Source organism: Streptomyces sp. CA-250714 (assembly GCF_050936705.1).
GTDB lineage: Bacteria > Actinomycetota > Actinomycetes > Streptomycetales > Streptomycetaceae > Streptomyces.
In genome coordinates, this window is sequence record NZ_JBNJMI010000001.1 from 145,414 (window position 1) to 172,389 (window position 26,976).

A 26,976-nucleotide genomic window follows, 5' to 3' on the forward strand; every position below is an offset into this window, starting at 1 on the left:
GTCCATTTCCCCTGTTCGGTCTCTTACAGGGGCGGCCGTGGTGCTTCACGCGGCCTTGGACAGGGTGGACCGGTCCGCGCCGGACGCGTGCCGGGGGCCTGCCACGGGGCTGGTGGCTCCTCGTCCGTCGTGGCGCGGCCACAGGAGGAGGGCACCGATCGCTCCTGCTCCGGCAAGGACCGTGAGGACGGACCAGGCCAGGGTGAAGCCGGCCTTGGTGCCGAGCCAACCCGCCACCGGATAGGTGATCAGCCAGGCCAGGTGCGACAGGGAGAACTGGGCCGCGAACGCCTCGGGGATCGCGTTCCGTTCGACGGAGGCGCGCAGGACCTTGCCGGTCGGTGTGATGATCAGTGCCATGCCGATGCCGGTCGCGGTCCAGATGATCACCGTACCGGTCCACGTGGCGAAGCCGGACGCGAGGAGTGATACCCCGGCGGCCGTGGCGCCGGCGAGGACTCCGGCGCCGGTCATCATCACGGTGCGGGCGGCGATCCGGTCGAGGACGCGGGGCAGGACGAGGGCGGCCAGCAGGGTTCCGGTGCCGGAAGCGGCGAGCATCCAGGCGACGTCCGACTGCGAGCCGCCGAGCTCGTCACGGACGTAGTTGACGGTATTGACGACGACGATCGAACCCGCTGCCGCAACCACCAGGTTGAGGGCCATGATGCCGCGCAGCCGCGGAGTCTGGAAGAAGGTCCTGATCCCTGCTGCCGCCTTCTCCCACGCCTTGGTGTGGGCACTGGGGCGGGCGTTGGGGATGCGCGTGAACAGGACGAGCAGGGCGGAGAGGAGGTATCCGGCGGAGGTGCCCAGGAACAGCCAGTTGAAGCTCATGAACGTCAGGGCGAGGGCTGCCAGCACGGGGCTGAGCAGGCTCTCCATGGTGGAGGCGACCTGGGAGGCGGACAGGGCACGCGTGTAGTCGGACTCGTCGGTCACAATGTCGGGGATGACGGCCTGGAACGTCGGGGTGAACGCCGCGGAGCCTGCCTGGAGCAGGCCGATCAGGACGTAGATGTGCCAGACCTCGGTGACCAGCGGCAGTACCAGGACGACCGCACCGCGGATCACGTCGAGCAGGACGAGGAGAGTTCTTCTGGGGAGCCGGTCGACGTACGCGGCGGCCAGTGGGGCTATGAGCACGTACATGACCATCTTGATGGTCAGGGCGGTGCCGAGGACCATCCCGGCGCGCGGGCCGGCGAGGTCGTAGGCGAGCAGGCCGAGGGCCACGGTGGTCAGCCCGGTCCCGAACAGGGCGATGACCTGGGCAGTGAAGAGGTGGCGGTAGTCGCGGATGGCGAACAAACGCATGGCGGGTTCCTTCCGTGTCCATGCGGCGGGGCACGGCCCCGGGGCGGGGGCCGTGTCCCGCGAGTACAGGCGGGGGTGTCTGCACTACGCACCGGTGTCGCTCCCGGGCGTGAGGCCGGCGAGCAGGTTGAAGGCGCCGGTGAGGATGTTGAGTGCGACGACGCCGACGACATCGGCTATCGCGCGATGGCTGTAGCCGTGCTCGCGCAGCGCGCTGATCTGTTCGTCGGCGATCGACGTCGGCTCGCGATAGATCTGGAGGGCGAGGGTGATGATCGCCGCGATCGCGGGATCCGCCGAGGTGCCCTTGTGGGCTCGCTCGAACTCCTCCTCGTCCACTCCCACAGCGCGGGCGGCACTCACATGAGCGTCGAGGCACAGTCCGCATCCTTGCTGGGCCTGGACGGCGATCGAGATCCGTTCGCTGATCCTGCGGTCGAGTTTGGCTCGTCCCATGGCCCGGCTGAGCTGGAGGTAACCACCCAGTACAGCCGGCGAGTTCGCCATCGTGGAGACCATGTCACCGATCTGTCCGTGGCGGGAGACCAGGTCGGTGAGGAGGTCGCGCGAGGCACCGACCGCCGTGTCCGGCGTGAGTCGGGTCAGGCGGGGCATGACGCTCCTTCCGGATGTGGACGTGTGCGTTCGTGTGGTCAGTGGTGTGCGTGGTGGCCGTGGTGATGTCCCCTGTGCTCGGGTGCGGCTGGGGCTGACGCGTCCTCGCGAGGGGGCGTCGCGGTGGTCCGCACCGTGAACTCGGCCGTCCGGACGACGTCGTTGTGCTGGAAGTCCAGGTACAGGCGGTAGGTACCGGCCGAAGGCGCGACGGCCACGAAGGCGATCTCGGGTCCCGGTGCGGTGGTGCCGTCACCGGGTTCACCCTCCGGATGGACGTGGAGGTAGCCCAGATCGCCGACCCGCAGTGCCACCAGGTGCCCGTACGCGGCCAGATAGGGCTGCAGGTCGGTGACAGGCTGGCCGTTCCTGCTGACGGTGAGGGTCAGTTCGCTCGCCTCCTCGGGCACGAGTTCACCGTCGAGCGCGACGGTGTACTCGCCGATCTGCGCGATCCCGGTGGCCTCAGGGAGCGGCCGCGGGTCGTAGTCCCCGGCGACAGCGACGTCGACTCCCAGCGTCATGGTGCCGTTGTGGCCGGCCGGGTGGATGTCGGCGAAGAATCTCCAGTCGCCCGGCTCCAGAACCAGTTCGGTGCTCCAGGTTCCCTCGTCGTCCCTGATCGGGTGCACGTGCTGGAACCCGGCCATGTCACGCCGAACGGCGATGAAGTGCAGCTCTTTCTCGTGTTCGGGTATGAACTCGGTCGCCGCCCGTCCGTCGGGGCCGATCACCGTGAAGCTGACCGGCTGTACGCCGGCGGTGAGGATCGTCGAGTCCAGCTCGAGGGTGTACCCGTTCTCGGAGACCGACAGTCCACCCGGCTGGGCTCCGCCGTGAGCACCGTGGACACCATGGCCGGTCTGGTCGTGGCCGGAGTGGTTCCTCATGACATCTCCCTTGTCTGATGCGCCTTCGGGCGTTGCCCGTTCAGGACGTCGACCAGAACCATATACCCCCCGGGGTATTCCGCTACTCCGGTGATGGACACGCGCCCGCTGATGTCCAACGGCTTCTTCTCCAGCCGACCCGAGCGTCGGCCCCCTTGTCGGCGCATAGCACCGACGGGAGCGCTGGGCGCCGGGCTCCTGGTTGCTGGCCCTGGCGATGTGGCGTGCTGCGCATGCTGGCGGGGTGCTGGTCGACCGTGTGCCGCGGGTGCGGGCACTTGCGGTGGCTGGACTCCAACCCCCGGCTCTACTAGCCGCCGCTGCCGGTGAACTGGAGGACGATACGGCACCGCGCGGCCGAGTTGGAGGAGTTCGTGCGCTGGGTGGCCACCTGGCACACCCTGCGGGACCTGGCCGGAAACGAGCACCTGGCCGAGACCGGCGAGCCCTCCGGAGCTGCTGGTCGGGGATCGCTGCCGCGACCTGGCCGCCGGCCCCTCCGACTCCCCGCGCTGGCAGGGTGCCGTCCAGCACGCGGAGCGCGCAGTCAACCGCGCCATCGCCGCCGCGGACAAGGGGCGTGGACGCGGTCTCCAGCCGTGCACGCCACGGCCGAGGCCCTGTGGCCGCCCCTGCATGCGCGCCCGGCCGTACCGTGGGCCCCAACCGCTGGCACCCTGCTCGCCGAGGACGAGCCACCCACGGAGGCGGAGTGGGCCGTGCGGCTGATGCACCTGCGGCACGTCTGCACGACGCTGACTGCCGTACTCGACCAGCACGACAGCACCACCGAATCGGACTCCCACCCCGCGGTGCCGTTCGGCAACGCGCTCGCGGCCGTGCCGATCGTCCCGACTGCGATCGTCCAGGCCGCCGTCGAGGTGAAGGAGCGGTGGGAGCAGCGGGGCCCTGACGCATCGCTCGCCGCGTGGGAGCGAGCGCACGGGCCTGCCCCGCTGCGACCCACATCGTGGGCCTGGAGCAGTTGCTGACCCGACTGCACGCGCTGTGCTGGGACATCCTGCAGGCGACGACCAGGAGTGAACCCGCACGGGCTGAGGTGGAGCTGAGTGTGCGCAGTGTTGGACCGAGGCGGTGCTGCGTGGCAGGCTGCTGCCGACGTGGTGACACGGGGTTCTCAACGCGTGGCAGCCCGCGTCCGGCCAGAGCTGCATGGCCACCACGTCAATCCAAATCCCGGGAGGACTACGGCTGTTCACCACGTCGCCGCGCCGTCCCGGCCGGAATGGCGCGGCAGGGGGCGCCGCGCCCCCAGCTCGACACACGCGCACCGACACCCCTGCCCTGTCATGCTCGGCCCGGAGAGATGTCGGGCTTCCGGCTGCCGCTTGCCACGCGGGTTCACCAGGGCCGATGCTGCGAGCTCACAGGCAGTGATGTGACACCTGGTGCGACCCGCAGTGAGACCTGAAGCAGGTGTCCCTTGCCGACGAAGAGTCCGCGGTCTTCGTCCAGACGTAAGCTTTGGGTCGGTGTTCCAAGCGGCGATCCAGTTGCGGATGTCCTTCTCGAGGGCTTGAACGGACCGGTGAACGCCTCGACGTATCTGTTTGTTGGTCAGTTCGGCGAACCATCGCTCGACGAGGTTCAGCCAGGACGAGCCAGTCGGCGTGAAGTGCAGGTGGAACCGGGGGTGTAGGAACTTCTTGAATTCCTCGGCCCGATGCCTGCGGTGCAGGGAGCCGATCACTTTGCCGGTAGCGACCTCAAGTGCTGCGAACAAGGTGGTGGTGCCGGTGCGCACGTAGTCGTGGGTTGCCCGCTCAGGAACTCCGCGCATCATCGGCAGCACGGGCTGGGACCGGTCCAGGGCCTGGATCTGCGACTTCTCATCCACGCAGAACTCCAAGGCCCGTTCGGTCGGGTCCAGGCAGAGGCCGACGACTGCGAGAGGCCCATCTCGTTGGCCATCGACCGCGTCGACCAGTGCGTTGCGTTCTTCGGAGTGGATTCCAGTGTCCTGGTGACCACGGCGGCGACCTGCTCGTCCGTCACCGTCCTGGGGCCGCCCGGACGTGGCCTGTCACCCAGACCGGCGATCCGATACTGCACGAACCGGGCCCGTCGGCGGCCCACCGCATGTGGTGTGGAGCCGAGTTCAGCAGCCACATCCTTGTTCGACGCACCCTCGGCGCAGACCAAGATGATCCGACACCGCAATGCCCATGCCTACGGCGTGGACCGTCACCGCACCCACCCTCGAGCGCGGCCCGTTCCTCATCCGACAACGTCAACTCGGCCTTCGGCCGCCCTGTCCGGGCCATGGAGTAAGCGTCAACTTGACCCGGCCCTCTCGCCTCGATGTTCTGCTGCCTGGGCCCCCTTTGACGCGGGCGCAGGCGGCGGGTCGGTGCGGGCACCGGCCGCGTGCTGATGGGCGCGCACGATGGTGGAGTGCACCGCGATCTCCCAGTCGATCTCGCCCGCGGCATCGGCCGCGGCCTGGACGTGCAGCAGCAGACGCTCCCACGTTCCGTCGGCCGACCACAGCCGATGGCGTTCATGGACCGTCTTCCACAGCCCGAACCGCTCGGGCAGATCCCGTCAGTGCACCCCGGTCCGCACCCGGTGCAGGATCACGTCGATCACCTGCCGGAGATCCCGCCACCGGCCGCAACGCCCGTTGCTGGCCGGCAGGAACGGCCGCAGCCGATCCCACTCCGGATCCGTCAAATCGCCCGCCCCATGCCCGCAGCAGCGACCCTGGCACGGGCGGTCACATGATCGCCCGGACAGCTCCTTGAACCATTCAGCTTTCGTATCCGTCTGGTTCGAGAATCCCTTCGATCCGACCGCGGGGGGGCAGACGCGGACGCGGTTCACGGTCGGATCGAAGGCCGACCGATGCGTTAGTCGATGGAGGAATTGTGCGCAACCGAACCAGAGGCGCGGTGGCTGTGGCGGTGGGTGTCGCAGTGACCGCCGCCGTGACTGCCGGCGCCAGCGCCGTGGTGATGGACAGCGACGGGCCGGGCCAGAAGCAGCCCGCCAAGTCCGCCCAGGCGGGTAAGGCCAAGGGCGATATCGACCGCGACGGCTATGCCGACCTGGGCGTGGGGGCGCCGGACGGCAAGGTCTCCGGCAAGTCCAAGTCCGGCTACGTGGGCGTGACCTACGGCGCCAAGGCCGGCGTCGACACCGGCCGGCACAGCACGCTGTCCCAGGCCAGCACTGGGGTGCCAGGAACTCCCGAGACCGCCGACCACTTCGGCTCGGCCGTGGTGCGCGGTGACGTCGACGGGGACGGTTACACGGACCTGATCGTCGCCGCGAAGTACGAGGCCATCGGCGACGTCAAGCGGGCCGGTTCCGTCACGGTCGTCTTCGGCGCCAAGGATGGTCTCTCCAGCGACGCCATCGCCTTCCACGCCCCGAAGGTCACCGAACTCGCACTGTTCGGCAACAAGTTGGCCGTGGGCGACTACAACCACGACGGCCGCGACGACATCGCCATATCCGACGGCGGCAAGGTCCAGCTCGTCAACGGCGCCGCCGACCTTCGGGACACCCCCACCCCGAAGATGACCAGCGTCGCCCCGCCCGGCACCGAAGGAGGCATCGACTCCCTCTCCACCGGCGACATCAACGGCGACGGCTTCGGCGACCTGGTCACCGTCGGCTGGCAGGACGACAGCGCCGGCGAGGGCACGCTCGGAGTGCTGCCCGGTTCATCCGGGGGTCTGAAGGGCACGCCGCTGGGCAAGACCGTCGGGCTGCCGTTCTCGTCGTACCGCGCCGTGGTGGGTGACATCAACGGCGACGGCAAGGACGACGTCGTCACGGACAGCGGCTTCACGGACGGTCCGGACGAGCAGCGTCTGCGCACATACCCCGGCACCGCCGGTGGGCTCGACACCGACAAGCCGGTGGACTGGAAGGGCAAGCAGCACGCCGGTATCGGCGCACGGCTGGCCGACTTCAACGGCGACGGTCACGACGATTTGGTCATCAGCGACACCGGTGCGGAGGCACCAGGGGGCTACAACGACGCCGGCGCCATCACGGTGCTCAAGGGCACCGAGAACTGGCTGACCGACGAGGGCGCCAAAACCTTCTCGCTCGACACCGAGGGCGTCCCCGGTTCCATGGAGAGCGGCGACTGGTTCGGCGACGCCCTCTCGCCGGCCGACTACAACGGCGACGGCAAGTCCGACCTGGCCGTCGGCGTCCCGAACCGCAAGCAGGCAGGCGCGGTCGCCCTCCTGTACGCGGGCACGGACGGACTGACCGGCCAGGGCTCCGCTCTCTTCGGTCCGGGCGACCTCGGCACCCCGACGGGTGATTCCGACTTCGGCAAGGAGCTGTCCGACCCCGCGACGAAGTAGTCGAAGCAGCAGGACCGATGGCCCCGCAGCCCCCTAACGCGACGGTGCAGGGGGCTGCGGGCCGTTGAGGCTGCGGGTCCCTTCCGGCCGCACCCTGTGTCGCCGGCACGCGCGTGCCGGGCCCACACGCTCCAGCTTGGTCCAGCCGGTCCAGCCCCGCTTCCTCAGCAGCTCGATCAGTCGGCGGGCCGGCGGCACGGCCGGCACGATCCGTGCGGACCTTGGCCGGGGCCGGTGGCCGGAGCCGGACAATACCGAGCACGGGGTGAAGCGCTGGTACGGCTCGACTGCCGCGCAGGCGGTGAGCGGGCGGCGGTCATACCGGCGTGCCGAGTAGCGGCTGTGGCCGGCCGTCGACTGGGACGGCCATCGTCGACCGCCTCACCTTCAATGGCACCACCGCGCGGGCGGCCGCCAGGGAGTCGCCCGCCGTGCCGCGGCGCCCCTGAGGGCCGGGCTGGGGGACGGAACCATCGGAATGACGCCCCGGGCGCCGGTCGTGGCATCCCCCGCATGCCTCCGGCTCCCCGGCCTGAATCGGCCTTACCGTGCGAGCAACCCGTCCGGACATCGGACGACGTCCCGCCACTCAGGCATTCCCCTGGAGGTCATGATGCCCAGTCCGTCCCAGCCGTTCGGCACCGTCGTCAGCGACATCGGCGTCAACCTGCGGAAGTATCCGAGCACGGACTCCTCAATTGTCGGCACCCTGAGCCACGGCGCCGAGGTCGGATTGCGCAGCAAAGTGCACGCCCAGAACATCGACGGCAACAGCATCTGGTACCTGCTGCGCGAAAAGGCCGCGTGGGTCGCCGCCCGGCACGTCGACAACACCGGACAGGTGCCGCTGTCCAAGGACGTCGAACCGGCCGCCCCCCAGGGCTGACGGCGGACCAGCCCCGTTCAGGGCCGCCCAAAGCCGTCCCGGAGAGTCGCCCGCCCCGTGGCTTTCCCTGGGGCCGGAGCGAACGCCCCCGCTCGGGCACGAACGAGGGCGTCGGACACGCTTCAGCCCTATTGCAGACCAGGCATCAGAAGACCCGGGCAGACGCCCGCGAGATGGACCGGGCCCGGGCCCAGGTGGCCGGCCTGGCTGGACGAACCCGCCCCCGAAGGCGACGGCGGCCAAGATCTCAAACAGGCGACAAGAGCCGCCATGCCGGGCTGAGGTCGAGCCGCGCGCATGCTCATCCGTCGAAGGCCCTGCTCGCGAGTCGTAGGGGGTGCTTGTGACCGGACCGGACATGCCACCGGCGACCGAGCATGAGCCCGGGTCGGTCTCAGGGGCGTGTTGCGGCGCCGAAGCCGGTCCACCGCAGCTCGGGCGGCAGGTGGCCCATGTCGTTGTAGAGCAGCAGCGTCGGCGCTGTGCCGTCGCGGTACTCGATCGCGGTCAGCGCCGTATTCCCGCAGTTCAGGCCGAGCCAGCGGGCCGACGGTGCGTCGAGGGCGTGCCGGACCAGCCAGGCCACCTGGTAGGCGTGGGTGACCAGGACCTCGTGGGTCTCGGTCGCGGCGGGGCGGGCGAACCTGGCGGTGAGGGCGGCGGCCTGGCGCTCGCCGGCAGCGGCCTCCTCGGCGTCGTACCCGTCGAAGAACGGCGCCCATTCCGGCGGGAGTTCGGTCGGCACGTGTGGCACGTGGTCGACCAGTTCCGGGGCCTCCCGCACGGTGGCCCCCGGCAGGTGGATGCCGATGGTCCGGGCGCAGCGGACCGCCCTGGGCAGGGGCGAGTGCCACACCGTTTCGATCGGCAGGGCGGCCAGGCGCCGCCCGACGAGAGCCGACTGCCGCTCTCCGACGTCGGTCGGTTCGCCCCAGGCGTCGGCGGCGCCGTGGCGCAGCATGTAGAGGTGTCGAGTCGGCATCGCCGATCTCCTTTCGGGGTTCTGGGGGCGTGTCAGGTGTCGCCTCGGGAGGCCAGCGCGGCGTGGGCCGCGGCGAGGCGCTGGGATTCGCTGCGTTCCGAGTGGTCGCCCGAGACATCGTCGGCCCAGGCGAGCAGTCGGCGGAGGTGGTCGCCGGCCGGGTCGGCGACGATGTGGGGGCGGCCGAGGGCGATCTCGCCGCTGGTCCCGTCGATGGTGACGAGGGTGCCGTCGTCGAGGGAGAGACCGCCCGCCGTCACAGTGCCGGCGTTGCTGTCGACGGCAAGATCGGCGGCGCCCACGACCGCGGGCTTGCCCATGGCTCGCGCGACGACCGCGGCGTGGCTGGCCGGTCCGCCGCGCGCGGTGACGATTCCGGCGGCTGCGGCGAGGCCGTGCATGTCGTGCGGGGAGGTCTCCGGGCGCACCAGGACGACCGGCGCTTCCCTGGCCATGCGCACCGCCCGCTCCGGGGTGGTCGCCACCCGGCCGGCCGCGACGCCCGGGCAGGCGCCGATTCCCCGGGTGAGGACGTGGGTCTCCTCGGACGAGGCGATGCGCGGCGTACGGACGTGCCTGAGGTGCTCGGTCGAGATTCGGCGCAGCGCCTCGTGACGGCCGATGGCCCCCTCGTCGACGAGCTCGGTGGCAAGGCGGACGGCGGCGCCGCCGATGAACCGGCCGGGCCGGGCCTGGAGGAGCCACAGGTCACCGGACTGGTAGGTGAACTCGACGTAGCAGGCGTCCCGGTAGTGCCCCTCGATCCGGCTCAGGGCGTCGCGCAGCTCCGTCCACACCGCGGGCTCCCGGTCGGCGAGCGCGCGCAGCGGCCTGGTCGTCGACTCGCCGGAGACGACGTCCTCCCCCTGGTGCCCGAACAGGACCTCGCCGTACGGGGTGTTCTCACCGGTGTTGGGGTCGCGGCTGAACGCGACCCCGGTGCCGCTGTGGGCGTCGCGGTTCCCGAACACCATCGACTGGACGATCGCGGCGGTGCCGAGGTCGTGCGGGATGTCGTGCACGGCGCGGTAGGTGCGGGCCCGCGGCGCGTCCCAGGACGAGAAGACGGCCTCGATCGCCAGCTCCAGCTGGCGGTTGGCGTCGTCCGGGACCGGCGCGTCGCCGCTGGTCGCTGCGGCGAGGCTGGACAGGAACCGCTGCCGTGAGTCTTCGGCGAACGCCCGGTCGCCTGTCTCGGCGGCCAGGCCGGCGGTGGCCCCGGTGGTGAGGCCGAGGTTGAGGATCGTGCTCATCATGCCGGGCATGGACACGCTGGCGCCGGAGCGGACGGACACCGCGAGCGGCTGCCGCGGCCCGCCGAAGGCGCGGCCGGTGGCGCGTTCGAGGTCGGTGATGGCGGCCGCGAGCTCGTCGTGGAGCCCGTCGGGCAGGCGACCGTCCCGCAGGAAGGCGCGGCATGCCTCCGTGGTGACGACGAACCCGACGGGCGTCCGCAGCCCGAGGCGGTGCAGGAGGGCGAGGCCGAGTGCCTTGCGGCCCAGCGTGTCCGCTTCCTCGCCGAGCTCGGCGGAGAGCGCGCGGATCCATCTCATCGTTGCTTTCCCAGGGTGGCGAGCAGGTCCTCGTGCAGTTCCGCCCACACGGTGTGGTAGGAGGTGGTGCCGTCGGTCACGTACTCCAGTTCGCCGGCCGCGGCGCGGTCGAGAGCGCCGGAGAGGCGGATCCGGTAGCGGCCGAAGCGGGGCAGGGCGGCGGAGAGTTCGGCGCAGACGGGGGCGAGGCGCCGGTCGAGGTCGACGAACCGGTCGAGGACGCGGGCGTCGTAGGCGGGGTCGCGGTGGTCGTTGGCGCTCACGACGCCGTCGACATCGCGGAGTTGCCAGGCCCCGCAGAGGTCGAGCAGCTCCGGGTTGAGGACGAGGAACCGGCCGAACGCCGCCTCGACGGCACCGCGGGCGCCGGCCGAGTCGAGCTCGTGGGCGATCTGCTCGGCGTCCGCGGCACGGCCGGCGTCGGTGAGCGCCCAGTGGGGCGGGTCGCCGGGGAACCGGGTGACGAGGCCGGCGGCCCCGAGGTCGATGAGTTCGGAAGCGAGGTCGGACTCGTCGAGGCCCGTGACTTCGTGGAGGCGGGCCGTGCTGGCGGCGCCGGCACAGCGCAGGGCGTGCAACGCCCGCGGGGCGGCGTCCGGCGCCTTGGTCTCTGGTGCGTTCATGTTGGTTCCTTCCTTCTGGGGGGGTTCACCCCTGGCGCCCCCGTAGGCGCGGACGGCGAGCGGGCAGCAGGCGGCGAACAGGACGGCCGACCAGAGCAGGGTGTGGCCGACGCTGCCTGCCTCGGGGGTCCCGTTCAGCAGGGCGCGGCAGGCGTCCATGGCGTGGGTGGCGGGGTTGATGTCGGCCCAGGGCCCGCAGCCAGGCGGGCCGGTTGTCGGTCGGGCCGGCCAGGCTGCTGCCCAGTTGGAGCGGCAGGAAGGCGATGAAGCTGAACGCCGTGACGGCCGCGGCGCTCCTGACGAGGACGCCGTTGAGGACCGTGAGCCGGCTGAGGCAGAACCCGAACAGGATCGCGAGACCTGCCGCGCCCAGCGCGGCGGAAGCGCCGCCCTGGACGCGGAAGCCGAGCAGTGTGCCGATGGCGAACAGGATCACCACGGCGATCAGGTAGCGGAGGACGTCGGCCGGTACGGAGCCGAGCAGCGGTGCGGTGCGGCTGATCGGGAGGCTGCGGAACCGGTCGGTGACGCCGTTCCTCAGGTCGAGGTTGATGGCCGTTCCGGTGGAGACCATGCCGGCGAGACCGGCGGAGGGTGGCGAGGAGGCGCGGTGCGGCGGTACGGGTGAGGGGCGTGGTCATGCTGCCTCCTCGGCGGCGTGGTCGGTGGCGGTGGCCCCGGTCAGGCAGAGGAAGACCTCGTCGAAGCTGGGCAGCCGGAACGCGAACTCGCCGACGTCGATGTCGAGCTCCCGGAGTCGCGCCGCGATGTGGAAGAACTCCGCGTCACCGACGACCCGCGCGACGAGTTCGTGGCGGTGCGACCGGCTGGGCTCCCGCCCGGTGACCCGGGCGACGCCGGCCGCCGCGGCGTCGAGGTCGCCGACGTCGGCCGGTCGGAGGACGACCGTGTGCCCGCCGACCTGGCGCTTGAGGTCGGCGGGTATGCCGGAGGCGATCACCCGCCCGTGGTCGAGGACGGTGATCTCGTCGGCGAGGGCGTCGGCCTCCTCCAGGTACTGCGTGGTGAGCGGGACCGTGACGCGTCCTGGGCGAGCTCGAGGTTCGTCCGCCACAGCTCGTCGCGCTTTCCGGGGTCCAACCCGGCCGAGGGCTCGTCGAGGAACACGACTTCGGGCCTCCCGACCAGGCCGGTAGCGAGGTCGAGACGGCGGCGCATCCCGCCCGAGTAGGTGGCGACGGGGCGGTCGGCGGCCTCGTCGAGGCCGAAGCGGGACAGCAGCTCGCCGGCCCGTCGGCGGGCGTCCTGCCGTCCGATGTCGAGGAGTTGGCCGATCATGACCAGGTTGGACCGCCCGGTCAGCTCCTCGTCGACACTCGTGTGCTGCCCCGACAGCGCGATGCGCCGGCGGACCCCGGCGGGATCCCGCAGCGCGTCGACACCGGCCACCCGCACCCGGCCGGCATCGGGGCGCAGCGGGGTCGCGAGCACGCGGACGACGGTCGTCTTGCCGGCGCCGTTGGGCCCCAGCAATCCCAGCACGTGGCCGCGGTGAGCTGCGAGGCTCACTCCGTCGACCGCCGTCGTCCGTCCGAATCTCCTGACCAGCCCGTCAATTTCGAACCCCTTGTCAGCCACACCCGATCTCCAATGGCCGCAGTTTTCCAATGGCGACGTCATCTGGGTGCCCGTTGTATCATGCCCCGAAGCGGAAGGAGACACGATGGCGAGATTGACCCGGGCGCAGCAGCAGGAGCGGACGCGGGCCGCGGTACTCGCCGCGGCCCGCGAGGAGTTCGCCGAGCACGGCTACGCGGAGGCCAAGGTCGACCGCATCGCCGAGCGGGCCGAGCTGACCAGAGGCGCGGTCTACTCCAACTTCACCGGCAAGCGGGCGCTCTACCTCGCGGTGCTCGCCGAGGCCGCGGAGCGGGCCAGTGCCGCCGCCGAGCCGCCGGTGGAATCGCCCGACTCCGCCGGGCGGGCGCTCGGCGCGTTCGCCCGGGTCTGGCTCGAGCGACTGCCACTCGCCGACGACACCCCGGGGAGCGGGCACCTTCAACTGCGCTCGCTGTCCGGCGTGCTCGACACCGCACCGACCAGGGCCGCGCTGGCCGAACTCGTGCGGTTCGAGGCCCTGTTGCTCGCCCTGGCCCTGGAGTCGCGCCCCGGCGCCGGCCCCCGGATGGTGCGCCCTGCCGCGCTGGCCCTGACCCTGCTGCACGGCGCAGCCGGCCTCGCGGAAAACGCCCCCGGGACCGGCGACCCGTTCGACCTGGTCCGCGCCGCCGAGCACTTGGCCGACATCGCCGTCACCGACGACGCAGAGCCGCCCCACCTGCCCTTCGTCGCTCCGGCGCGGCCGACGGAGGACCGGTGGGCGGCACCCGGCGGCCTGCACGACGAGATCACCGGCCGCCCGGCCGACCTCGGCGACGACGGCGTGGTCGTCACGCTCGGTGTGGCCCGCCTGTCCGCGGCCGAGGAGGCGGTGCGCGCGGCACGCCCCGGCGACACGGTGACAATCGTCGTCGTGACGGGCGACCCGGCCGAGACCGGACGGCTGGCCCAACTCCGCCTCTTCGATCTCGTCGGCTGCCTGCGCCGGGTCTTCGCGACCGGGGAACTGCCGCAGCCGCGCGTCGTGTTCGACGACGGTGGCGCGGTCCCCGCGGCCCTCGGCCGGGACTCGGTCGACGACGGCACGGAGTTCGCGGTCCGGGTGGCCGACGGACTGATCGTGGCCCGCGCGGAGGGCCGCGGCGCCGGCCATGCCGTGGCGGGCCACGGTGCCGTCGACCGTGGCCGACGGAAGCGGCCCGAGACCACCTGAGGCCCGACACGGCCCACTACGCGCGCGGCGAGCGTGTACGCAACGGCAGCTGGGCCAACCCTCCCTCCAAGACGTACTGTCCACCTACCGCTGGGTGGTCCAACCCGACCGTATGGCCCTCGAACCCGCCCTCGACGTCGACGACGCATACGAAGGCGGCAGCAGCCTGCGCCTGGCCGGTGAGAGCGCAGGGGGGCAACCGATCACGATCCTGCTGCATCAGACCGAACTGGCGGCAACCGGGCAATACACAACTACGAGCCGTCGTAAAAACCCGCTTCGAAGGGCCTACGCACCTGAACGCTGACCCAGAAGGTGGAACTCCCCCATGGCGTTCTCGTCTTCACCGGCGACATCGACGCTCGCGACCTGGACACGGCATACCGCACACATCCGGGCCGCCGCCTGGCCCTCAACACTGATGGCGGCCTGGAAGTCCACCCCGTCGGCCCGGGCGCGCCCACGCCCTTGTTGGATGCCCGGCACCAGGGCCGTACGAAAGATCAGCGCATTCACGCGGAACGAAGACTGCCGGGGTCCATCCGCCTCTCCAGACCGGCGGGGGTACGTTCTCCCCCATGCCGTCGTTGAACGAAATGCTGATGGCCCTCGATGAGCAGCCCACCGACTCTGCCATCTACGCGGCCACACCCTGGAGGGCAGATTCCACTGCGGTGGTAGCGAGCTGGGACGCGCAGCCCCGCGGGCTGGCCTATCTCCTGGAAGTGGAGCTCGCCCGCGATGTGCTGGAGGTCTGGTCGGCATGGCGCGACGGCGCCTCCCCCAGTACGCAGGAGCGGTGCGAGGCAGTGATTCACTACGCCGAGCATGACGCCTAGCTGCGGGCATGAAGGGCGACCGGTCACAGCCCGCCTGCGGCTCTATCGGGAGCTTCCGGCAGGGTGAGGCAGCGTCGGCCAGGGCGGTGGAGAGCCCGTCGTCGAGGACTTCGTCCGGGGTGTAGCGCCCGTCTTGGCGGACCTGCTCCAAAGAACGTTGTGAAGAAACGGGTCTGGGCGGCGGCTTGTGCGCTGTGACGACGCACCAGTGAAGCGACGGGCACATTCGCAAACCAGTCCAACCAGCTCCCCGTGCACACTACCGGCGACTTCCGGTAGCTCTCTCCACCGGACGCCAGTGCGGAGAAGCCCACTTGGTCACTGGCTACCGGGTGGCGCTCGCACCCCCCCCCGCCACCATGACGCCGACCCCTACCGGGCGTTCTGCCGGGGCGCCAACCTGGACCGCACAGACACCGGCTACGGACTGCTGCTAGCGCTCAACGATCACAACGACGACTTGCTCACCGCAGTGCTCGATGACGCCGCATACGTACGGCTCCTGGCCGGGGGCCCCGGCAGCATCACGGTGCGTGCCCCACAAGGAAATCACCCTGCGCGAGTGGCCGGATCTCCACCCCGCGGCCGCCACCGTCTGGCCCTGAGAACCGTGACTCGGGTCCGGAGTGCTCGTCCTGATCGTGGGCGGATGACTTCGGCGTAGATCATCGGTCACCGGGAGACTTCGCGGTTGTCAGCACCAGCAGGGCCCGCACCAGGGCGGTCGCCCGCTTCGGGTCGGTGCGGATCTTGCCGAGGACCCGCCAGTTCTTGAGGTGGGCGAAGCCGTGCTCGACCGGTGCTCGGACGGCGGCGAGGGCCTTGTCGGACCGTTTCTGACCGCAGGTCAACGGGCGGTTCCGGGCGGCCTTGTGACCAGTGATCACGGCCGGGTCGGCGTCGGGGGCGCTGTCGTCGAGGCCGACGACTCCGGCGAACCCCTGCACAGTGAGGGTCGACTTGGCGCCCGGTAACGACGCCGGCGAGCGCGGGGCCCGCGTGCGCGAGGCGATCCAGGGCAGCTGCCCACGGTGCGATTCGGGCCGGTCGGCGATTTGGACGACCTCGCGCTCGGCGTAAAGCGCTGTTGCGTTCGGTAGCCGCCGAAGCGTCCGAGAACCTGAATGGACGGTCGCTTCGTCTCCCTGATCGTGAAAAGGATGGCAGACCTCGACGAGGCAGAACTCGTGCGTCGCGTCGCCGGTGGTGACCGGGCGGCGTTCGACGAGTTGTATCGGCGTACTTCGCCCTGGTTGGCGGTGCGGCTCCGCCGCCGCTGCGCCGACGACGACGTCGTCGCCGACGTGCTACAGGAGACCTACCTGGCGGTCTGGCGTGCGGCCGGCAGCTATGCGGGCTCCGTGACCGAGGGCAGTGCGGTCGGCTGGCTCTGGACGATCGCCGCGAACCGTCTCGTCGACGCGTTCCGCCGACGTGCCCGGCAGGAGCGGGTGCCGACGGTTGCCCTGCTCGATACGACCGCGCCGGCCGCCGAGGACGAGGTGATGGCGAACCGCGTCGACCAGAACTTCGAACAGGCGCTGCTTCGGCTGCCACCGGAGTTGCGGCAGGTGCTGCAGGCGATGGTGCTCGACGACCTGTCGGTCCGTCAGACGGCGGTGCTGCTCGGTATGCCGGAGGGCACGGTGAAAACCCGTGCGCGACGGGCTCGGATCGCGTTGCGGAAGGCGCTCTCATGACTCATCCCACCACCACGACCCTGGCCCGCTACGCGGACGGCGGGCACGGACTCGACGACGCCGCGCTCTGGTCGATCGAGGTCCATCTCGACACGTGCGCCGACTGCCGTGAGTCACTGGCCGCCCAGGCCACCCCTGCCACGACGGATCTGCTCGACCGTGTCGCCGTCTCCCTCGGCCAGGCGATCGAAGCGAGCCCGTCGCCGACCCGGCAATGCACACCAGCAGCGGCCGTGCACCGACGCTGGCTCGCGTGGACGCTGCTGCCCTGGCTCTCGGTGACCGTCGCGGTGCTGGGCTGTGGCGTACTCCTGGACTCCGCCAAGCCGAGCCTGCCGTCGCTCGTGCTGCTGCTGGCCCCGGTGGCCCCGCTGCCCGGCGTCGCAGTGGCCTGGAGCCGGCGGATCGACCCCGCCTGGGAACTGATCGCCACCACACCGGCAGCCGGCCTGGCCATGGTGCTGCGGCGGACGCTCGCGGTGCTCGTCGTCGTGCTTCCGGCATTGCTGGTGGCGGGTGTGAGCACCGGAACCTCGCTGGCCCTCACCCTGCTGCCGTGCCTGGCGTTCACGGGGGCCACCCTCGTGCTCGGCGCCTTCATCGGCGTACGGCGCGCGGCGATCGGACTCGCGGTGGCCTGGTCCGCGGCAGTCCTGCTGCCGAGTGTGGCGGCCCAGTCCCTGTCCCCGGTACTTCAGCCGGGCAGCACCGCCGACTGGGTGGTGGCCACCGTGGCCCTTGCCGCGATCACACCGCTCGCCGCCACGCACTTCCGCCGCCTGGCCAGTGGCAACTGACCCCCCATCACAGGATCGACAGGAGAGACCCATGCGAGCGGTGCGTGCTGCCGAAACGGCTCCCACCCTTCATCCCTGGCTCGTCCACGCGAAAGAACTGCGTGTCCGGGCCGGCCGGCACCTGGCCGTCGACGGACTCGATTTGACGCTGACTGCCGGCGTGCACGGTGTGCTCGGCCCGAACGGCGCCGGCAAGACCACGCTGATGCGCGCGCTGACCACCGTCGTCAAGCCCGCCAGCGGCTCATTGACGCTGCTCGGCGCGGAGGTGGACGGCCGTGCCGACCTGCGCGAGGTGCGTCGCAAACTGGGGTATCTGCCGCAGCAGTTCGGCTTCTACCCGCGGTTTACCGTCCGCGAGTTCGTCACGTACATGACCTGGCTCAAGGAAATGCCCAAAACCGCGATACCCGACGCCGTACAACGCGCGATCGATCGGGTGGGTCTCACCACCCAGGCCGACGCCAAGATGAAGACGCTGTCCGGCGGCATGCTGCGCCGGGCCGGCATCGCCCAGGCCATCGTCAACGACCCCGAACTGCTACTGCTCGACGAGCCCACCGTCGGACTCGACCCCGAACAACGTCTCGACTTCCGCAACCTGCTGCGTGACCTCGGCGCCGACAGCTGTGTCCTGGTCTCCACCCACCTCGTCGAGGACGTCGTCGCTGCCTGCACCGACGTCATCGTCATGAACGAAGGCCGACTCCTCTTCCAGGGCACCCCCGACGACCTGATCGCTCGCGGTGGGCAGGGCGACGCGGGCGACAGCCCTGCGGAGCGCGGCTACTCCGCACTCCTGCGCCAGCACCGGAGCAACGCATGAACCGCATCCTCGGCATCGAGCTCCGGCGCTCGGCCGCCCTCGGTGCCGCGCTCCTGATCGCCGTCGTCGGCACGATCGTCCTCCACGCCACCGCGGGGCGATGGTCCACGGGGTGGATGGCTCTGGCCATGACGCAGCGCGAATACCTTGCGGTTCTCTCGCCCTTTGCGATGGCCGCCGGCGCCTGGCAGTCCTATCGCGAGCACCGGGCGAACGTCGCCGAACTGCTCGCCGCCGTGCCCCGCCCGAGACCGCAGCGCGTGGTGCCGATCCTGGCCACGACGGCCCTGGCGGTGCTCGTCGCCTACCTGGTCACGCTCCTCGCGGCGGCACCACGGATCGCCGACACGGCGCGCTACCTGCCGCCGGCCGCGTTTGTCGTCGTGGCCGTCGGGCTGGTCGCGATGATCGCCTCGGTCTGGCTCGGGTTGGCCGTCGGACGCCTGGTGCCGGCGCTCGCCACCGCACCCGCGCTGGCCGTGATCGGCTTCGCGCTACTGATCCTCGCGCCCCACGCCCTTCCGGACGGCGGATTCACGGCGGCGTTCTCCCCGGCCAGGGGGATGAGCATGTTCAGCGACTACGACACCGTCGACGGCGGAGTCAGCGCCGCCCAGGCACTCTGGATGGCCGCGGTCGCGGTGGCCGGCGTCGTGCTCTTCGTCGTCCAGAACCGTAAGCTCGCGTTCGCCGCGCTGCTTCCGCTGGCCATCGGGGCCACGGCCACGGCCCTGGTGGTGCCGACCGGCGATGCCTACGACCAAGGGACGCTCGATCCGGTCGCCCAGGAACTGGTGTGCACCGACGACAGCCCGCGGGTCTGCGTCAGCCGGGCGCACGAAGGGTTGCTGCCCGAGGTAACCCCCAAGGCCCGGCACGCGTTGGAACTCCTGAAGAAAACATCAATCGTCGAGGCACATGAGGACACCTCCACGTTCTCTCCCTCTCCCCCTACGTCACCGAGGTCGCGGGCCGACACCGCGCTGATGAGTATCACGGTCGACAAGCACGGTCACCTCGCCCACCCGGGACGGCTCGAACCGACGATGCTCACCGGAGTGTTCACCGGCCCTCTCAGCTGCCGAGACAACCAGAACTTGACAGTCGCCACCGCTGCGGCCTACTGGCTGCTCGACCGGGAGCCGACCGCCGGTCCCGATGGCCTCGAATTCGATGACCCGGACGCTGTCAAGCTCTGGAAGGGACTGCAGGCACTGCCGCGAGCCGAGGCCGAAGCCCGGGTTATCGCCGTCTATCAGGCCGCCCAGAAGTGCCAGGACACCACGGATCTCCTGAGCCGAGGCGCCCGATGACAGGACTGACGCTCTACGTCCGCTCGCGCCAAGTGCCGGCGGCGCTCGGCGCGGCCGGCGCGGGCACTGCCATCGCGTGGCTGCTGGCGACGGCCTTCAGCGTCAAGGGCGAGGTGAGCAGCACCGTACTCGCCCTGACGGTCCTGCTCCTGGTAGCCGTCGCCACCACCACGCTCTCAGGCCCCGACGACACCCTGGACCGCACGGCGGCGAGGCCGTGGGGATGGCTGCGGATGTCCCACCTGGCCACGGCCCTGGGATGCGTACTCTTGCTGCTGCTGGCCACACTGCTCACCGGCACGCGGTTCGGGCCCTTCGGATGTGTCGTCCGCGACGCGGCCGGCCTGCTGGGCCTGACCGCCCTGGGGACGGCCACGATCGGCACCGCTCGCTCGTGGTTCCTGCCTCTCGGGTGGACGCTCGGCGCGGCGGCGTTCCCGGGCACGGGCACCGCGGGGGAGGCACTGACCTGGCAGACACACGCCTCCGAAAGCCGACCCGCGGCCGTGGTCGCATCGGTACTCACCGTCGCCGGAACCGCCGCCTACGTCAGCCGAGGCCCACGTACTACAGCCGGAGATCTGTGACGGAGCCTGTGTGGTGTCGTCGACCGGGGCATGATGCTGGGTGTGACGGCTGAGCAGATAGCCGAGTGGGATGCCGAACTGTCCGCGCTGACGGGTTCGTTGGGGTTCTTGTTCAACCGGCCCGAGCCTGGGTGGTGTTCGCGCAGTTCATCGAGGGACTGCTGGCGGAGCTGCCGAAGAAGAGACCAAGATCGCCGACCGTGACTGGCTGCACAAACGGCCCGACGGACGGTTCATCGCACGCCCGTGACCACGCGGGGGGAGGCCGTAACCGGCGGGCCCTCGGCGGCAGTTGAGTTTGGTGTAAAGAAAAACAACCCTCGCGCCGAGGGCCCTGGCGACCTTGTTCACACCGCCCGCCTGCCGCTGTCGACCTCTACCCTGAACTACCTCGCCGACCTGATACGCGGCCACTTGAAGAAGATCGTCCGAGAGGGCGGCGGGGTTGTCCTCCTGGACGGCACCCTGATCCGCACCGGCACGGAGAACCGGAAGAACTACTCCGGCAAGAGGAAATGCCACGGCCTGCTCGTGATCGCGCTCACCGACGACCGCGGACGACTACTGTGGGGCTCCGCTGCCCGACCAGGACGCACCTCGGAGATCACCGCCCGCCGCCACGACCGGCTCACCACCAAGCTGCGGGCGGTCGGCCTCGGGGCCATCACCGACCTGGGCTTCATCGGCCTCGACGACAGCGCCCCCGACGCCGACCCGGCCGTGATCACTGGTCACAAGGCCGCCCGGAACCGCCCATTGACCCGCGGTCAGAAACGGTCCAACAGGGCCCCCTCGCCGCCGTCCGAGCACCGGTCGAGCACGGCTTCGCCCACCTCAAGAACCGGCGGGTCCTCGGCAAGATCCGCACCGACCCGAAGCGGGCGACCGCTGGTGCGGGCCCTGCTGGTGCTGACAAACCGCGAAGTCTCCCGGTGGCCGATGATCTACGCCGAAGTCATCCGCCCACGATCAGGACGAGCACTCCGGCCCACCCCCACCAGACCCGTGACCAGCAACTTCACGATGCACAGTGCTCAGTGGGACGTATCTGACGCCGACGACCGCAGTGGTGATCTACAACAACACCAGCCAGCAGTTGCAGCAGCGGGACAGCGGCATCCTGCAGGGCCAGTGGTCGACCGGGAACGGTGTCGACGGGCAGTACCCCTACGGTGTGCCGCCCAAGACGATCGATCCCGGCGCCAACGGCCGGATCCAGCTGATCAACGCCAAAGGCGGGGCGTCGGGGGGAAGGTTCGCTTCTCCGTCGACCGCCCTTCCACTCTTCTGCGTCACCTGGAAGGGCTCCGACGGCAGCGGCGGCGACCTTCCCGCCGGAACATTCATCACCTCCAAGGACGTCACCGTGAAGGAGATCCAGTCGATCGTGCGGGACTGACCGGGCCGATCAACCACAGCGCGGGGGCTGCCGGCAAGCCGGCAGCCCCCTTTGCGTCCGGTCGCTGTCACGCGAGACTCGCCGGCGGGTCAGAAAATCCCCGCACCGGGGGCGAGAATTCCGTCCGGATCGAATTTCTTTTTCCAGCCCGCGAAGGTGGCGTACGTTTCGTCTCCGTAGTGCTTCTTCCAGTCGGCCACATTGAACGGCACCGCATCCTCTACGTACCGCTTGCCACCTATCGACGTCACGTCCGTCCACCACCGGTAGTTGCGGGAGAGCATCTTCGAGGCGAATTCCTCGTCCGGTCCCGGCAACATGGAATTGGTCAGGATTCCGCAGACCCACGCCCATTTGCCGGAGTCGGGCACGCGGAAGAGCGGACGAGTGAAACCGGATCGCAGGGCCGGCGAGATGAGGACGAAAGTTGTGGGCGTGACATCCTTCCCGGTCAGCGTCGGAAACAGTTCTTGCACAAAGCCCTCCACGCCGCTGTCCGGCAGGATCGCGTTGAACCACGGCTTGACCAGTCCGTCCCAGTTCTGCGTGGCCCGGAACGTGTCGACGATCGTGTCGACCTGGAAAACGTAGTCAAGGTATGGGAGATCAATCGGCGCGGCGGCGTGCGCAGTTGCGCTGCAGCCGCGCATGAGCACGTCGACCGAGGGCGGCGGACTGTCCAGGTTGTAGGCCACCGCGGCCCAGAGGCTGACCAGACCGGTCAGGCCGGCCGTGTTGACGCTGGCGACCCAATTGAACCCATCGGCCTGATCCACTCTGGACAGCAGCGTCCGGATGTCGGTGAAGAACTGTGGGATGTCGTTGTACGGCGCCCGGTAGTACCGGACGCGTTCCGGCGCCGGCACCATATTGACCGTGGCTCGCGTGATCACCCCGCACTGGCCTTGACCCGCGCACATGGCCAGGAACAGATCGCTGTTCTCGGTCGGTGAACAGGTCACCAGATCGCCGGCACCGGTCACGACCTCCAGCTGCTGGATCTGGTCGGCCTGGGAAACGACGGTGTTGCTCGTGATCGCGCCGAGGCCACCAATGGACAGTGTGCCGGCGATACCAAGTTGGGTGTAGCCGGTGATGGCGGGCGGCGTCAGTCCGACCTTGACCGCCGCCTTGATCAGATCCATCCACAGCACCCCACCGTCCACGTCGGCCCCATCAGGGGCGATCGAGTGAATGGTGTTGAGAGAACGCCCGTTGATCACAAGCCCACCGTTCACCAACGTCTGGCCCAAGACGCTGTTGTGCCCGGTGTTGGTGGCGACCTTGATCCCGTTCTCCCGGCAGTATCGGATCATCTTCTGGATGTCGTTGACCGAACCGGGGAACAGAACCGCGTTGGGGGTCTTTCCGAGGACGATGTTGCCCTGGTCGTGGTCGTGAGCGGCGCGCGTCTGGTCGTCCATCTCCAGCCTGCCGTCGAGTGGCGGCACCGAGCGCATCTCCGGTGCGGAGGCGGCTTCGGCCGCGGTGACCCATCCCGAGGTGGCCGGGTTGAAGCCGACGACGGTCGTTGCCGCCACCGTACCGGCTATGCCAAATAGCCGGCGACGAGAGAGCATTGGCTGTTGCTGACCTTCAGTGTTCATCTCGTCGCGCCCTCCGGGCATCTCGTCGCTGATGTTGAGTTGACGGGGAACCAACTCATAACTCGGGCTCGCTCGCAAGCGTGTCGACCACGGCTGACGCACTACTGATCGCGCCTGAGTCCGTGCTGCACGGAGGGTAGGTTATGCGGTGGACAACAACCTGCCGGGGTTTTCTTCCGGCGGACTTGACCCCGTTCGTGGGGGCGTCATGCAGCGCCGGCTACCGGGCAACGACTGCCGGCGGTGCGTCGCCCGGTCACCGTGACGGGACGTGGCGGGATCGGGAGACCCCCGATGCCGGCCACCATCGCCCAGCGCACCGGTCACTTCACCGCTGACGCGCTCGTCGCCCCGGTGCCCCGGCGCTCCTGGCTCACCCCAGCCACCCGCCTCGGCGCTGCCGACCACGACGTCCTCGCAGCTCACCGCCCGCGCACGCAAGATCCCGGCCTCATCTGGCCGTTGTGGGCGGTGCGCCTCAACCCCGTCCCGCAGGTCCGCGAGCACCTCGCCGCCGCGCTCTCGGCCAACCTTCTGCTGGTCAACGCCGCCTGGAGCTGCCCGAGGCCGTCAAGAAGGTCGGCAACCTCGTCAACCAGCCCGTCCTGACGCACGTGCTCCAAGAGCTGCGCGACGACGCTCAACACGAGGGCATCCAGCTCGCCCTGACCCAGCTCGCCGCCTACCTCGACAGCCACAAGGTTCCGATCGACTACGGCCGCCGGCGCCGCCTGGACAACACCGGCGTCCACCGCACTCGCCCAGATCGGCCGGGCGTTCCTCGACCGAAACCGGCTCGGCCACGAACCCCTGACCTGGCAGCCCCCGGCAGAACTGCTGGACGGACTCGCCCTGCCCCCGGCCGACCCCGGCGACATCGACCTTGCCGACCTTCACCGCCGCGTCCGTGCCGGGCAGACCAGCACCCGCGTCGCCGAAGCGCTCGGATGCGACCCGCGCACGCTGCGCTACGTCCTTGGCCGGCATCCTGCACCGGCGGACAAGCCGACCGTCCACAGCATGGAGCGGGTCTCAAGGGCCTGCACGCAGCCCGGCAGATGTCTCCAAAGACCAGCTGGAACGCCTCTACGTGCAGCAGGACATGCCCTTCCTCACGGTCCAACGCGAAACTGGCATCAACCGCAAGGCCCTGGCTGCGCTCGCCGACGAGTACGGCATTCCGCGACGCATGCCCCGCGGCAGGAGTTCGCTTCGGCGCGGGAGGTGCTGCGGCCCGCTCTGGGCAACTCCTACGCGCTCCGCCAGCTGCGCGTCTTCTTCCAGGTCGTCCGTTACCCCACCCTCACCGAGGCGTGCCAGACCCATGGCATCACCCCGGCAACGCTCACCACCCGGCTCAAGCGTCTGGAGGAGGACCTCGGCGGGGCCGCTCCTGATCCGCGGCCAGGTGCGGGCACCGGATGCGCCTGACCGACTTCGGGGTATCGGTCCTGGCCGCGGACCACCCGCTCGCTGAACTGCTCGGCAATCTTCAGCCCGGTGCCAAGACGTGAGCAGCACTCACCCAGGGACGGCCTCATCTTCCGGGCGTTCATCCCGCCGTTCGGGATCGGGTCGGTACGTCCGGTTCTCATGAAGCTGTTCACGTTTCAGCAGGGCGCGGGCAGATGGGACGCCGGGACAACGCCGTCCCTCGTCCACGCCTACGTCCCCGTGGAACTCGGGCAGTAACCCGGTGGGGAGCAGACGCTGACGTCCCTACGCGGAGTGCGCGGCGACGAGGACCGAGGAGGGCGAGAGCAGGGCGGGCGGCAGGACCGCCTGACGGTCCGAGAGGGGCAAGACCTCCTCGGCGATCTGCAGCCCGAGGGTCCCGGTCATGAACGCGCGGCGTGCGGTGATGCGTGCCCAGGTGCGCGGGTACCGTTCGGCGAGCTCGGCGCGGAGGTCGGCATCAGCGATGGCGAGGGCGTCCTCGCAGTTGGCGACCAGGTCCGGGGTGTCACCTACGGGAATGATGTCGGCCTGCAGCGACATGCCGGAGTGGATCGTGCCGGGTGATCCTGCGGCGAAGGGGCTGTCGAGCCATTCGTCGATGTGCTGCAGGTGTCCGGGGTTCAGCAGCGGACGGATGGACGACTTCGCGAGTTCCCGGGTGGTCTGCTCGGCGATGCCGGCGGTCGACGCTCCGAGCGTGAGGCCCCGGTACCAGGCCGCGATCGCGGCGAAGTATCCGGCCGCGAAGTCGACCCGCCGCTCGTCGAGTTCGCCGGCGCGCAGCACGTATCCGGCCCGCGAGGTCAGACCTCCCTGGAGGCCGACCGCGGTGGACAGCAGCTCGCCGTGCCTGATCACCCGGTCGCTCGGGCTGCACAGTCCCACGACCTGGCCGGTTCCGGTGGTCAGCATGACGTGCGCGGTCAGGGGCAGGCCGTTGAGGCCCAGGTGCTCGGCGACCGCCAGTTCCGAGCGGCCGGGCTGCAGGGCCTCCAAGGCGCGCCAGACGTGGCCGGCGGCCCGGGTGGAGCGGTGCTCGTTGAGCGCGATCTGGTCCGCCTCGTTGCGTGAGCGCAGTCCGTCGATGCCCATCAGCACCCTGGTGGCGTCGGGGAGGTGGTCGGTGACCTCCATGATCTCCCTGAGGATGAAGGCCGGAACGGCGTAGGCGTACGACGCGGCCGGGGAGTCGGTGGGCGTGATCGGCCGCCAGCCGACCAGGCCCACGCGGGATTCGGCGCCGACACCGGCCTGGCGCAGGGCCTGGGACACACGCTGCTGGATGCTGCGGTCCTGCCCGGGCAGGCTGAGCGACTGGCACAGAACGGCGGTGGCGGCGACGGTCAGGCCGGGGATCATCGCCTTGGACTCGTTCCCGGCGAGGATGAACGGCGCGTTGTCCAGGTCCAGCACCACCAGCGCTTCCTCGAAGCGAGGGTCGAAGCCGGTCAGGTAGAGGCTGTTGCCGGGATGCTCGCGGTCGGCGTAGACGATCAGGTGTGTGAGACCGAGCTCGCGCATCCGTGCGCGGGCGCGGCTGATCCGGTCGGCGTAGACCTCGGCCGACAGGACCGGCTCGGCTTCGAGCTCGGCCAGCGGGGGGGGGAGTTCGACCTGACGGAGAGCGATGTGATCACGCATGGCGGTTTCCCTTCGCGACGAAGGCGACGGCGCGCATCGGCGAGCCGGTGCCGCCCGCGATCTTGAGCGGCAGCGCCGCGAACAGGCAGATGGGGGGCAGCGCGTCGAGGTTGGTGAGGTTCTCCAGGACGAGGACACCGTTGGGCAGGAACTCGTAGTGCGCCTTGAGGTCGGCGCCCGCCACGTCACCCGTGTCGATGCTGATGCAGTCGATGCCGACCGCTTTGACGCCCTTGCCGCGAAGGTAACTGGACGCCTCGCCGCTGAGCCCTGGCCAGCCGCGCAGGTAGTCGAAGCCCTCAGGGACCTTCTGCCAGCGCTTGGACCATCCGGTGTTGATGATGACGATGTCGCCCTCGCGGACGGGTTCGTTCGCGGCCTCCCACGCCTGCACCTCGGCCAGACCGATGTGGTGGCTGGTGGCCTCGAAGGGCCCGAAGGTCATCACGACTGCGCGGCCGATCAGCTGGGACACGTCGATATCAGCGGTCGAGATCCGGCGCGGGTCGTCGTGGTCGGGGACGAAATGGGAGGGCGAATCGATGTGTGTGCCGGAGTGGTCGCACATAATGAGCTGCTTGAATTCCGCGACGTCGTCCATCGAGACGTAGTCCGCGATGATGTACTTCGGATGTGTGGGGAAGGTCGGGATTCCGAGTTCCAGCGTGTGGCTCAGGTCTACGAGGTCGTAGTCACGCAGGGTTCCGGCGAGGCGGTCGATCTCCCCGGCGGTGTCTATCTGAGATGCCATGCCTGGTAGCCAAACACGATGCCTGTGCGACCAACAAAGACGACTTTGCGCT

General features: G+C 70.0%; 28 protein-coding genes and 3 pseudogenes. 15 read left to right on the forward strand and 16 right to left on the reverse strand.

Annotated elements, in window-relative coordinates:
• Nucleotides 1-45: 45 nt before the first annotated feature.
• The 3 genes from ACQEU8_RS00810 to ACQEU8_RS00820 form a co-directional block, all read right to left on the reverse strand.
• Nucleotides 46-1,317, reverse strand: a complete 1,272-nt coding sequence (locus ACQEU8_RS00810; RefSeq protein WP_433095726.1) for an MFS transporter — start codon at nt 1,315-1,317, stop codon at nt 46-48.
• Nucleotides 1,318-1,401: 84 nt separating this feature from the next.
• Nucleotides 1,402-1,932 carry a carboxymuconolactone decarboxylase family protein gene (locus ACQEU8_RS00815; protein WP_433095727.1) on the reverse strand — a complete coding sequence of 177 codons (531 nt, stop codon included), beginning with the start codon at nt 1,930-1,932 and terminating at the stop codon, nt 1,402-1,404.
• A gap of 38 nt (nt 1,933-1,970) precedes the next feature.
• Nucleotides 1,971-2,822, reverse strand: a complete 852-nt coding sequence (locus ACQEU8_RS00820; RefSeq protein ID WP_433095728.1) for a hypothetical protein — start codon at nt 2,820-2,822, stop codon at nt 1,971-1,973.
• A gap of 599 nt (nt 2,823-3,421) precedes the next feature.
• Here ACQEU8_RS00820 and ACQEU8_RS00825 point away from each other — a divergent pair.
• Nucleotides 3,422-3,814, forward strand: a complete 393-nt coding sequence (locus tag ACQEU8_RS00825; protein WP_433095729.1) for a hypothetical protein — start codon at nt 3,422-3,424, stop codon at nt 3,812-3,814.
• A gap of 393 nt (nt 3,815-4,207) precedes the next feature.
• On the opposite strand, the pseudogene ACQEU8_RS00830 reads toward ACQEU8_RS00825, so the two are convergent.
• Nucleotides 4,208-5,107: pseudogene (locus ACQEU8_RS00830) on the reverse strand (helix-turn-helix domain-containing protein).
• Nucleotides 5,108-5,195: 88 nt separating this feature from the next.
• Nucleotides 5,196-5,579 (reverse strand): annotated as a pseudogene (locus ACQEU8_RS00835) (transposase); the annotation flags it as partial.
• Between the two features lie 131 nt (nt 5,580-5,710).
• Here ACQEU8_RS00835 and ACQEU8_RS00840 point away from each other — a divergent pair.
• Complete coding sequence (locus ACQEU8_RS00840) at nt 5,711-7,168, forward strand: FG-GAP-like repeat-containing protein (RefSeq protein WP_433095730.1); 1,458 nt, start codon at nt 5,711-5,713, stop codon at nt 7,166-7,168.
• A gap of 610 nt (nt 7,169-7,778) precedes the next feature.
• On the forward strand, nt 7,779-8,054 hold the full coding sequence (locus tag ACQEU8_RS00845) for an SH3 domain-containing protein (protein ID WP_433095731.1): 276 nt from the start codon (nt 7,779-7,781) through the stop codon (nt 8,052-8,054).
• A 394-nt stretch (nt 8,055-8,448) separates the two neighbouring features.
• Here ACQEU8_RS00845 and ACQEU8_RS00850 read toward each other — a convergent pair whose 3' ends face one another.
• The 6 genes from ACQEU8_RS00850 to ACQEU8_RS00875 form a co-directional block, all read right to left on the reverse strand.
• A complete protein-coding gene (locus ACQEU8_RS00850) occupies nt 8,449-9,036 on the reverse strand; it encodes a histidine phosphatase family protein (RefSeq protein ID WP_433095732.1) in 588 nt (195 codons plus the stop codon).
• A gap of 32 nt (nt 9,037-9,068) precedes the next feature.
• The gene (locus tag ACQEU8_RS00855) at nt 9,069-10,589 is read right to left on the reverse strand and encodes a pyruvate, phosphate dikinase (RefSeq protein WP_433095733.1); all 1,521 of its coding nucleotides are present in this window, start codon (nt 10,587-10,589) and stop codon (nt 9,069-9,071) included.
• Nucleotides 10,586-11,212 carry a transcriptional regulator gene (locus tag ACQEU8_RS00860; protein WP_433095734.1) on the reverse strand — a complete coding sequence of 209 codons (627 nt, stop codon included), beginning with the start codon at nt 11,210-11,212 and terminating at the stop codon, nt 10,586-10,588. The genes ACQEU8_RS00855 and ACQEU8_RS00860 overlap by 4 nt, the downstream gene beginning before the upstream one ends.
• Nucleotides 11,213-11,237: 25 nt before the next feature.
• On the reverse strand, nt 11,238-11,786 hold the full coding sequence (locus ACQEU8_RS00865) for an ABC transporter permease (RefSeq protein WP_433095735.1): 549 nt from the start codon (nt 11,784-11,786) through the stop codon (nt 11,238-11,240).
• A gap of 63 nt (nt 11,787-11,849) precedes the next feature.
• On the reverse strand, nt 11,850-12,173 hold the full coding sequence (locus tag ACQEU8_RS00870; RefSeq protein WP_433095736.1) for a hypothetical protein: 324 nt from the start codon (nt 12,171-12,173) through the stop codon (nt 11,850-11,852).
• Nucleotides 12,170-12,811, reverse strand: coding sequence for an ABC transporter ATP-binding protein (locus ACQEU8_RS00875; protein ID WP_433095737.1), 642 nt, complete (start codon nt 12,809-12,811; stop codon nt 12,170-12,172). Before ACQEU8_RS00875 ends, ACQEU8_RS00870 begins: the two co-directional genes overlap by 4 nt.
• Before the next feature lie 85 nt (nt 12,812-12,896).
• On the opposite strand from ACQEU8_RS00875, the gene ACQEU8_RS00880 reads away from it, so the two are divergent.
• Both ACQEU8_RS00880 and ACQEU8_RS00885 read left to right on the forward strand, forming a co-directional pair.
• Nucleotides 12,897-14,006, forward strand: a complete 1,110-nt coding sequence (locus ACQEU8_RS00880) for a TetR/AcrR family transcriptional regulator (RefSeq protein WP_433095738.1) — start codon at nt 12,897-12,899, stop codon at nt 14,004-14,006.
• Between the two features lie 112 nt (nt 14,007-14,118).
• Nucleotides 14,119-14,313 carry a hypothetical protein gene (locus tag ACQEU8_RS00885; RefSeq protein WP_433095739.1) on the forward strand — a complete coding sequence of 65 codons (195 nt, stop codon included), beginning with the start codon at nt 14,119-14,121 and terminating at the stop codon, nt 14,311-14,313.
• On the opposite strand, the gene ACQEU8_RS00890 is transcribed toward ACQEU8_RS00885, so the two are convergent.
• The gene (locus tag ACQEU8_RS00890) at nt 14,295-14,522 is read right to left on the reverse strand and encodes a hypothetical protein (RefSeq protein WP_433095740.1); all 228 of its coding nucleotides are present in this window, start codon (nt 14,520-14,522) and stop codon (nt 14,295-14,297) included. The two genes, ACQEU8_RS00885 and ACQEU8_RS00890, sit on opposite strands and share 19 nt — an antisense overlap.
• A 62-nt stretch (nt 14,523-14,584) precedes the next feature.
• Between ACQEU8_RS00890 and ACQEU8_RS00895 the strand changes: the two genes are divergently transcribed.
• On the forward strand, nt 14,585-14,845 hold the full coding sequence (locus tag ACQEU8_RS00895) for a hypothetical protein (RefSeq protein ID WP_433095741.1): 261 nt from the start codon (nt 14,585-14,587) through the stop codon (nt 14,843-14,845).
• Nucleotides 14,846-15,510: 665 nt separating this feature from the next.
• On the opposite strand, the gene ACQEU8_RS00900 is transcribed toward ACQEU8_RS00895, so the two are convergent.
• The gene (locus tag ACQEU8_RS00900; RefSeq protein ID WP_433095742.1) at nt 15,511-15,792 is read right to left on the reverse strand and encodes a transposase family protein; all 282 of its coding nucleotides are present in this window, start codon (nt 15,790-15,792) and stop codon (nt 15,511-15,513) included.
• A gap of 213 nt (nt 15,793-16,005) precedes the next feature.
• On the opposite strand from ACQEU8_RS00900, the gene ACQEU8_RS00905 reads away from it, so the two are divergent.
• From ACQEU8_RS00905 to ACQEU8_RS00935, 7 genes and pseudogenes are all read left to right on the forward strand, one after another.
• Nucleotides 16,006-16,545: an RNA polymerase sigma factor gene (locus tag ACQEU8_RS00905; RefSeq protein ID WP_150485048.1), complete on the forward strand. Its 540-nt coding sequence runs from the start codon at nt 16,006-16,008 to the stop codon at nt 16,543-16,545.
• Nucleotides 16,542-17,342: a zf-HC2 domain-containing protein gene (locus ACQEU8_RS00910; RefSeq protein ID WP_433095743.1), complete on the forward strand. Its 801-nt coding sequence runs from the start codon at nt 16,542-16,544 to the stop codon at nt 17,340-17,342. Before ACQEU8_RS00905 ends, ACQEU8_RS00910 begins: the two co-directional genes overlap by 4 nt.
• Nucleotides 17,343-17,373: 31 nt before the next feature.
• On the forward strand, nt 17,374-18,168 hold the full coding sequence (locus ACQEU8_RS00915) for an ABC transporter ATP-binding protein (RefSeq protein WP_433095744.1): 795 nt from the start codon (nt 17,374-17,376) through the stop codon (nt 18,166-18,168).
• Nucleotides 18,165-19,481: a hypothetical protein gene (locus ACQEU8_RS00920; protein ID WP_433095745.1), complete on the forward strand. Its 1,317-nt coding sequence runs from the start codon at nt 18,165-18,167 to the stop codon at nt 19,479-19,481. Before ACQEU8_RS00915 ends, ACQEU8_RS00920 begins: the two co-directional genes overlap by 4 nt.
• Nucleotides 19,478-20,068: a hypothetical protein gene (locus ACQEU8_RS00925; protein WP_433095746.1), complete on the forward strand. Its 591-nt coding sequence runs from the start codon at nt 19,478-19,480 to the stop codon at nt 20,066-20,068. Before ACQEU8_RS00920 ends, ACQEU8_RS00925 begins: the two co-directional genes overlap by 4 nt.
• A gap of 246 nt (nt 20,069-20,314) precedes the next feature.
• Nucleotides 20,315-20,845 (forward strand): annotated as a pseudogene (locus tag ACQEU8_RS00930) (transposase family protein); the annotation flags it as partial.
• Between the two features lie 253 nt (nt 20,846-21,098).
• Nucleotides 21,099-21,467 (forward strand): hypothetical protein, encoded by a 369-nt coding sequence (locus ACQEU8_RS00935; RefSeq protein ID WP_433095747.1) that lies wholly within the window; start codon nt 21,099-21,101, stop codon nt 21,465-21,467.
• A gap of 89 nt (nt 21,468-21,556) precedes the next feature.
• On the opposite strand, the gene ACQEU8_RS00940 is transcribed toward ACQEU8_RS00935, so the two are convergent.
• Entirely contained in the window at nt 21,557-23,074 is a 1,518-nt protein-coding gene (locus ACQEU8_RS00940) for an FAD-binding protein (RefSeq protein ID WP_433095748.1), read from the reverse strand.
• Nucleotides 23,075-23,368: 294 nt separating this feature from the next.
• Between ACQEU8_RS00940 and ACQEU8_RS00945 the strand changes: the two genes are divergently transcribed.
• Both ACQEU8_RS00945 and ACQEU8_RS00950 read left to right on the forward strand, forming a co-directional pair.
• Entirely contained in the window at nt 23,369-23,683 is a 315-nt protein-coding gene (locus ACQEU8_RS00945) for a hypothetical protein (RefSeq protein WP_433095749.1), read from the forward strand.
• A gap of 615 nt (nt 23,684-24,298) precedes the next feature.
• Nucleotides 24,299-24,505 carry a helix-turn-helix domain-containing protein gene (locus ACQEU8_RS00950; protein ID WP_433095750.1) on the forward strand — a complete coding sequence of 69 codons (207 nt, stop codon included), beginning with the start codon at nt 24,299-24,301 and terminating at the stop codon, nt 24,503-24,505.
• A gap of 288 nt (nt 24,506-24,793) precedes the next feature.
• Here ACQEU8_RS00950 and ACQEU8_RS00955 read toward each other — a convergent pair whose 3' ends face one another.
• Both ACQEU8_RS00955 and ACQEU8_RS00960 read right to left on the reverse strand, forming a co-directional pair.
• Nucleotides 24,794-26,173 (reverse strand): hypothetical protein, encoded by a 1,380-nt coding sequence (locus ACQEU8_RS00955; RefSeq protein ID WP_433095751.1) that lies wholly within the window; start codon nt 26,171-26,173, stop codon nt 24,794-24,796.
• Nucleotides 26,166-26,924, reverse strand: a complete 759-nt coding sequence (locus tag ACQEU8_RS00960; protein WP_433095752.1) for a cyclase family protein — start codon at nt 26,922-26,924, stop codon at nt 26,166-26,168. The genes ACQEU8_RS00955 and ACQEU8_RS00960 overlap by 8 nt, the downstream gene beginning before the upstream one ends.
• Between the last annotated feature and the right edge of the window lie 52 nt (nt 26,925-26,976).

Excerpts from the sequence above, each read along its gene's own strand:
- ACQEU8_RS00885 (WP_433095739.1), top strand. The coding sequence starts at position 14,119 with ATGGCCCTCGAACCCGCCCTCGACGTCGACGACGCATACGAAGGCGGC.
- ACQEU8_RS00880 (WP_433095738.1), top strand. The coding sequence starts at position 12,897 with ATGGCGAGATTGACCCGGGCGCAGCAGCAGGAGCGGACGCGGGCCGCG.
- ACQEU8_RS00815 (WP_433095727.1), bottom strand. The coding sequence starts at position 1,932 with ATGCCCCGCCTGACCCGACTCACGCCGGACACGGCGGTCGGTGCCTCG.
- ACQEU8_RS00850 (WP_433095732.1), bottom strand. The coding sequence starts at position 9,036 with ATGCCGACTCGACACCTCTACATGCTGCGCCACGGCGCCGCCGACGCC.
- ACQEU8_RS00940 (WP_433095748.1), bottom strand. The coding sequence starts at position 23,074 with ATGAACACTGAAGGTCAGCAACAGCCAATGCTCTCTCGTCGCCGGCTA.
- ACQEU8_RS00820 (WP_433095728.1), bottom strand. The coding sequence starts at position 2,822 with ATGAGGAACCACTCCGGCCACGACCAGACCGGCCATGGTGTCCACGGT.
- ACQEU8_RS00845 (WP_433095731.1), top strand. The coding sequence starts at position 7,779 with ATGATGCCCAGTCCGTCCCAGCCGTTCGGCACCGTCGTCAGCGACATC.
- ACQEU8_RS00920 (WP_433095745.1), top strand. The coding sequence starts at position 18,165 with ATGAACCGCATCCTCGGCATCGAGCTCCGGCGCTCGGCCGCCCTCGGT.
- ACQEU8_RS00905 (WP_150485048.1), top strand. The coding sequence starts at position 16,006 with ATGGCAGACCTCGACGAGGCAGAACTCGTGCGTCGCGTCGCCGGTGGT.
- ACQEU8_RS00955 (WP_433095751.1), bottom strand. The coding sequence starts at position 26,173 with ATGCGTGATCACATCGCTCTCCGTCAGGTCGAACTCCCCCCCCCGCTG.
- ACQEU8_RS00810 (WP_433095726.1), bottom strand. The coding sequence starts at position 1,317 with ATGCGTTTGTTCGCCATCCGCGACTACCGCCACCTCTTCACTGCCCAG.
- ACQEU8_RS00865 (WP_433095735.1), bottom strand. The coding sequence starts at position 11,786 with ATGGTCTCCACCGGAACGGCCATCAACCTCGACCTGAGGAACGGCGTC.
- ACQEU8_RS00915 (WP_433095744.1), top strand. The coding sequence starts at position 17,374 with ATGCGAGCGGTGCGTGCTGCCGAAACGGCTCCCACCCTTCATCCCTGG.
- ACQEU8_RS00855 (WP_433095733.1), bottom strand. The coding sequence starts at position 10,589 with ATGAGATGGATCCGCGCGCTCTCCGCCGAGCTCGGCGAGGAAGCGGAC.
- ACQEU8_RS00945 (WP_433095749.1), top strand. The coding sequence starts at position 23,369 with ATGCCGGCCACCATCGCCCAGCGCACCGGTCACTTCACCGCTGACGCG.
- ACQEU8_RS00925 (WP_433095746.1), top strand. The coding sequence starts at position 19,478 with ATGACAGGACTGACGCTCTACGTCCGCTCGCGCCAAGTGCCGGCGGCG.
- ACQEU8_RS00960 (WP_433095752.1), bottom strand. The coding sequence starts at position 26,924 with ATGGCATCTCAGATAGACACCGCCGGGGAGATCGACCGCCTCGCCGGA.
- ACQEU8_RS00895 (WP_433095741.1), top strand. The coding sequence starts at position 14,585 with ATGCCGTCGTTGAACGAAATGCTGATGGCCCTCGATGAGCAGCCCACC.
- ACQEU8_RS00910 (WP_433095743.1), top strand. The coding sequence starts at position 16,542 with ATGACTCATCCCACCACCACGACCCTGGCCCGCTACGCGGACGGCGGG.
- ACQEU8_RS00860 (WP_433095734.1), bottom strand. The coding sequence starts at position 11,212 with ATGAACGCACCAGAGACCAAGGCGCCGGACGCCGCCCCGCGGGCGTTG.